Origin of the sequence: Methanobrevibacter curvatus, from assembly GCF_001639295.1 — an archaeon.
Taxonomy (GTDB): domain Archaea; phylum Methanobacteriota; class Methanobacteria; order Methanobacteriales; family Methanobacteriaceae; genus Methanoflexus; species Methanoflexus curvatus.
Genome location: NZ_LWMV01000025.1, coordinates 1 through 5299 on the forward strand (window position 1 = coordinate 1; position 5299 = coordinate 5299).

6 protein-coding genes are annotated in these 5299 nt (G+C 22.9%); 3 read left to right on the forward strand and 3 right to left on the reverse strand.

Going from position 1 to position 5299, the window contains the following annotated elements:
• Positions 1–224 precede the first annotated feature (224 nt).
• Positions 225–428, forward strand: a complete 204-nt coding sequence (locus tag MBCUR_RS00890) for an LSM domain-containing protein (protein ID WP_067089062.1) — start codon at positions 225–227, stop codon at positions 426–428.
• 144 nt (positions 429–572) lie between these two features.
• Here the strand turns inward: MBCUR_RS00890 and MBCUR_RS00895 are convergent, their stop codons facing one another.
• The 3 genes from MBCUR_RS00895 to MBCUR_RS00905 form a co-directional block, all read right to left on the reverse strand.
• Positions 573–1583: a methanogenesis marker 12 protein gene (locus MBCUR_RS00895; RefSeq protein WP_067089064.1), complete on the reverse strand. Its 1011-nt coding sequence runs from the start codon at positions 1581–1583 to the stop codon at positions 573–575.
• A 478-nt stretch (positions 1584–2061) separates the two neighbouring features.
• Complete coding sequence (ilvC, locus tag MBCUR_RS00900) at positions 2062–3054, reverse strand: ketol-acid reductoisomerase (RefSeq protein WP_067089066.1); 993 nt, start codon at positions 3052–3054, stop codon at positions 2062–2064.
• A gap of 450 nt (positions 3055–3504) precedes the next feature.
• Complete coding sequence (locus MBCUR_RS00905) at positions 3505–4020, reverse strand: hypothetical protein (protein WP_067089068.1); 516 nt, start codon at positions 4018–4020, stop codon at positions 3505–3507.
• 466 nt (positions 4021–4486) lie between these two features.
• On the opposite strand from MBCUR_RS00905, the gene MBCUR_RS00910 reads away from it, so the two are divergent.
• Both MBCUR_RS00910 and MBCUR_RS10910 read left to right on the forward strand, forming a co-directional pair.
• Entirely contained in the window at positions 4487–4693 is a 207-nt protein-coding gene (locus tag MBCUR_RS00910; RefSeq protein ID WP_067089071.1) for a hypothetical protein, read from the forward strand.
• Between the two features lie 92 nt (positions 4694–4785).
• Positions 4786–4920 (forward strand): hypothetical protein, encoded by a 135-nt coding sequence (locus MBCUR_RS10910; protein ID WP_281190503.1) that lies wholly within the window; start codon positions 4786–4788, stop codon positions 4918–4920.
• Positions 4921–5299: the final 379 nt, after the last annotated feature.

The window sequence follows — 5299 nt, forward strand, 5'->3', positions numbered from 1 at the left end:
ATATTATATAATTATTGTTTTATTAAATATTTAAATTTAGTTATTATATTGACTTACATTTAATAATATTTAATAATATTTAATATTATCAAAAATATTTAAATACTGTTTTAAATATATTTATTATTAAATAATATCATGAATTTTCTTAATACTATTAAATATTATTAATATTTAAGAAAAATTATCATTAAATTTTTTTATATTTATTTAAGAGTGAAATTATGAATCAAGATAGAGCTTATCAAGTCAATCAACAATTTCTTAGATTTAAAGGTAAAGATGTTATTATTGGTCTTAAAAATCTAGAAGAACTAGAAGGAAATATAATAACTATTGATAACTTTTTAAATACAGTTTTAGAAACAGATAATGGTTTAAATGTTATTAAAGGTGGAAAAATAGCTTTTATTTCTGAAAAACAATAATTTACTTTTTTTTATATTATTTTTTATATTATTTTATTATTTTTTATATTATATTTTTAGTCTTTTTGCTATTTTCTTAGTTTCTTATATTTTAAATAAATTTTTTAACATTTATTTATTAGTTATTTTTATATTTTTCATACATTAAGTTGTATAGTCTACAGGAATACCCAATATTTCTTTTTTCCCATTATAAACAGATTTAGCTATTTGTGCTGCTCCATAAGCTCCAGATTCACTGGATAAAATAGCTATAGGATATTTATTTTTTAAATATTTGTTAATCTTATTTTTAAAATTAAATGGCTTTTCTAATGAACCTATAGAACCAGTTAAAACTATTCCTTCTATTGGATTATCTGATATTCCAATTAAACCATGTATTTCCATAGCTATTGTCATTATCATAGAATCAACGGCTAATTTTGCTTTTTCATCATTATTTTCATAGTTTTTTAAGAGCTTATTTTTCATATGGGCAACTTTTGTGTTTATTTTAGCTATTTTAACAGCACCAGCATTTGAAAAAGCTTCATTTGCAGTAATTTTACCTTCGTCTATATTTCTAATCATTTCTAAATCTATAGGTCCATGTACAATGCCAATAGACCCTAAAGCTGCATCAATAGCTCCTTTTATTCTTCCATCTTCTATTAAAATGTTAACACTGTTAGAACTAATATCTCCTACTATCATATTTTTCCAATTTGTTTCTAATAATGCAGCATATGCAATACTAATTTTTTCTGAACTTGCTTGATGGGAATAGCTAGCATTAAATAAAGGATTTAAAGAAGTAGAATTTTTATGAAGCCCTGGAATTAAGATAGTTGGAATATTTGACTCTTCAATTTCACTATATACTGAAGTTCCTCCCCCTGTCACCTTTCCAGCTCCTTCAATGGAAAGAATTCCTCTATTTTTTACTTTATTCAGAGGAAGTATTGTATTTATTCCATCTCCCATAGCATATGTCATGGCTAAAAGTTTAATGTCTGATAAATTAATTCTTTTTTCAATTTCATCAATAGCTTTGACCAACCCATTTTTACTGTCTTCTCTATCTATTTTAAAGACTTCTATTGGGATTCCTTCATCTGAAATGATTCCAAATGAAATTCCCGTAGTACCATGATCCATACCAAGATAAACCATATTTTCACTAAGTTTTTTAAAAAATTTGTTTTTAAGATATTTTAAGATTTTTAAGAGGTTTTTTTAAATAATTTTTAAAGATTTTGCTTTTTTTAGTTGTTTGCTTAAAATAGTATAAAAATTTTTAAAATGAATTTATAAATTAAATTATTTTTAAAAAGAAATAATTTTCATATATATTTCAGAAAATAAAGTTTAGAAGTAATAATTTTTTTTAAAAATTCCCATATTCATCTATTAATTAAATTAAATAATTATAATAAGTATTGTTTATTTAATAAATATTTTTTTATATAATAAAATTATAAATGATTATTTTAAAAATTAGACATAATATAAACTTATTTTTTAAAATAAATATCTCATTAAACAATTAATTCGAAAATTTTTTTCAGGACTATAAATAAAAAAATTTTTTAAAATATAAAAAAAATTAAAAAAAATATTACTTAAATTTAATCTTAAATATTACTTTTATTTATTCACTTTTTTCTAATCCACATGCTTTACGGAGTTTTTTACCTACAATTTCTATATTTTCTTCAGCTTCAATTGCTCTATATCTATTTAACATAGGCTGGTTTGCAGTGTTTTCTAAAGCCCATTCTTTAGTAAATTTGCCTTTTTGGATTTCTTCAAGAACTTTTTTCATTTCTTTTTTAGATTCTTCATTGATTATTCTCTCTCTTCTAACAAATCCTCCAAATTCAGCAGTATTTGAAACATCATTCCACATTCCAGCAAATCCTTTTTCGTAGATTAAATCCACGATTAACTTTAGTTCATGACAAGTTTCAAAGTAAGCTATTTCTTTTTGATATCCTGCTTCTACTAAGGTGTCAAAACCTGCTTTAATTAATTCTGTAACTCCTCCACATAAAACAGCTTGTTCACCAAATAAATCAGTTTCAGTTTCTTCTTTAAAACTTGTTTCTAAAATACCTGCTTTTGCAAGACCAGTAGCTTTTCCCATTGCAAGAGCAATTTGTAAAGCATTTCCAGTAGCATCTTGTTCTACTGCAACAAGTCCAGGAATTCCAAATCCTTCTTTATATGTTCTTCTTACCATTGAACCTGGCCCTTTTGGAGCAATCATTGTGATATTAACATTTTTAGGGACTTTAATATATTTAAAATGTATATTGTATCCATGTGAAAAAGATATGGTATTTCCTTCTTCGAGATTAGGAGCTATTGATTTGTTGTAAGTATCAGCTTGAATTTCATCTGGAATAAGAATATGAATAACATCTGCAATTTTTGTAGCTTCTTCAATTGTTTTAACATTCATTCCTTCACTTTTAGCAATTTTCCATGATGAACCACCTTCACGAAGTCCAACAACAACATTCAAACCACTGTCTGCCATATTTCTACTTTGTCCTCTTCCTTGACTTCCATAACCAATAACGGCTATGGTTTTTCCTACTAAGACTTCACTATCTACATCTTTTTCATAGTACATTTTCATTTTTTCACCATTTAATTATGAGTTGAAAATTAATATATTTATAATAAAATAAATTAAAATAAAGTAAAATATAATAAAACATTAAAAAAATAATAAATTTCAAAATTTTCATTGATGATCATTTATCTATAAAATTTATCTATAAAATTTATTTATCAATGATTTATTTATATATTTTATGTATATAAATTATTATATTAATATTTATTTATTAAATTTTTTTATTATTTTTAAAATAATCATTTATAATTTTATTATATAAAAAAATATTTATTATTTATCTAATTTAATTAATAGATAAATATAAGAATTTTTAAAAAAAATTATTACTTCTAAACTTTGTTTTTTTGAGTATATTTAGCTTTATTCAGTTTTATTTAATTTTTTAATTAGATTTTCTGTTTTATAAGTCAAGCTCTAATAATTGAGTATAGTATTTACAGAACATGATTAATCTTGATTTTTTGTGAAAGATTCTTTAAGTTTCGCAGATAGTTTCTTCATTCTTTCTCTCTCTTTTGAAACCTGTCCAATGAGCATGTCAAGTGCAATTAATAATAAAATGCTGTAGTTGTTTGAGAGGATAAAGTTAGCAAGATTCTCACTTACTAATGTAGGGTTGCTGTCGATTATTTGTGATAATATTAATATAAAGACATAAAACAGATACAATATTGTTTTAAATGAGATATTATTATTAATTCCATCTTGAATTGACTGATAAACTTTTTTTCTGTCTTTTCGTTCAGAAATTTTTTTGAAAGTGCTTTCTGATTCAAGCATTCTTATGGAATATTCTTCTATCGCAAAAAATAGAATCATTAGCATAAGATTCCCAAAATACGCATATAGAGGTGAATATCCAGCCAACCAAGTAAATGTAAAATATAAAACGACTCCATATATAACAGTTCCAAGGAATTCTGCTAATAGATATTTTCTTCTGTATATTATTTTTTTTAGCATCTAATTACCTCATTAATGTTCTAACTTTTTTTATTTCAGCTATATTTATCCTAACTTTAGTAATTTTTCCAATTATTTATCTATATTTTTGCATTTATTGTAAGATATCTTATTGTGTATCAATTATTTTTTTTAAGCTTTTTAATATTTAGTTTTTTCTCATTAAAATTGTTAACAGAATACATATATATATATATATATATATATATATCTAGATTTAATATAATTAAATTATAGGCTGAGTACCTAAAAATATATGTACTTATTTGCATAGCTTTTGTAAACTTTTTACAATATCAATACAAAACATTCCTATCTTAAAGTTTTGTATTTGATTATTATATGCTCAGCCGGTGATGTTAAAAAAGTTATTTCCAAAAACAACATTTTCTATATAAATGTTAAAAAAGAGTTAATAATTTTAAATCAGCTATGCATTATTTGATTAACTAATAGGAGGTAAAATATGGTAAGTCCAGTTGTTAGTGCAATTGCATCTTTTTTTATTCCAGGATTAGGTCAATATCTTGGTGGTCAAGGTGGTAAAAAAGCAATAATTTTCTTTATAATTGCTATTATCATTTCCACGATATTTACTTTAGTTGGAGTTCCATATGTATATTTATTATATGCTATCTATGCAGCATATGATGCATATTCTAATATAAAATAGATCTTTATAGATATGGGCTGTTATAAATAATTGTTTTATTTATACTGAAAATTCTTAATTAAGTTTGTTGCAACTTAGGTTATAGTTAAATAGTGATAATTCAAATTTACCCATTCACTTGTTTTAAGCATGAATCTAGTTTTGTAAACATAGATAGTGCTATTATGCACTATGGCTATGTTGCAACTACTTTGATTTTAATCATTGGATTACAATCTTTAGTTTAATCTTTTCTTGTTATTGTGTTGATTATGTGTTGATTGCTTCGATGAATCAATATTTTTAGGCTTTTAATAAAAATAATCCTCAATACATTAATAAAATTGATATCACTAATAGATTACTAATATATTAATCTATTATGAATAAATTTTAATTAATTTATATATCCGTTAAATAATAATAATCATTAAAGTTACATATTTGTTATAATAATATTGTTGAGACAATTTAATTTTTTCTATAATTTATTAATATAGTGTTAAGACAATTTAATTTTCATATTTTTTATTTAAGTATAGTATTTTGATAATTTTTTATCAGCATTTTCTTTAGTGAAATTCCAGTTTATTTTGCATTTATTTTCATTTCTGTAGTTCTGATAAG

What these genes read in the sequence shown, in the direction of transcription:
- MBCUR_RS00890 (WP_067089062.1), top strand. Translation starts at nt 225, where the DNA reads ATGAATCAAGATAGAGCTTATCAAGTCAATCAACAATTTCTTAGATTT.
- MBCUR_RS00895 (WP_067089064.1), bottom strand. Translation starts at nt 1,583, where the DNA reads ATGGTTTATCTTGGTATGGATCATGGTACTACGGGAATTTCATTTGGA.
- ilvC (WP_067089066.1), bottom strand. Translation starts at nt 3,054, where the DNA reads ATGAAAATGTACTATGAAAAAGATGTAGATAGTGAAGTCTTAGTAGGA.
- MBCUR_RS00905 (WP_067089068.1), bottom strand. Translation starts at nt 4,020, where the DNA reads ATGCTAAAAAAAATAATATACAGAAGAAAATATCTATTAGCAGAATTC.
- MBCUR_RS00910 (WP_067089071.1), top strand. Translation starts at nt 4,487, where the DNA reads ATGGTAAGTCCAGTTGTTAGTGCAATTGCATCTTTTTTTATTCCAGGA.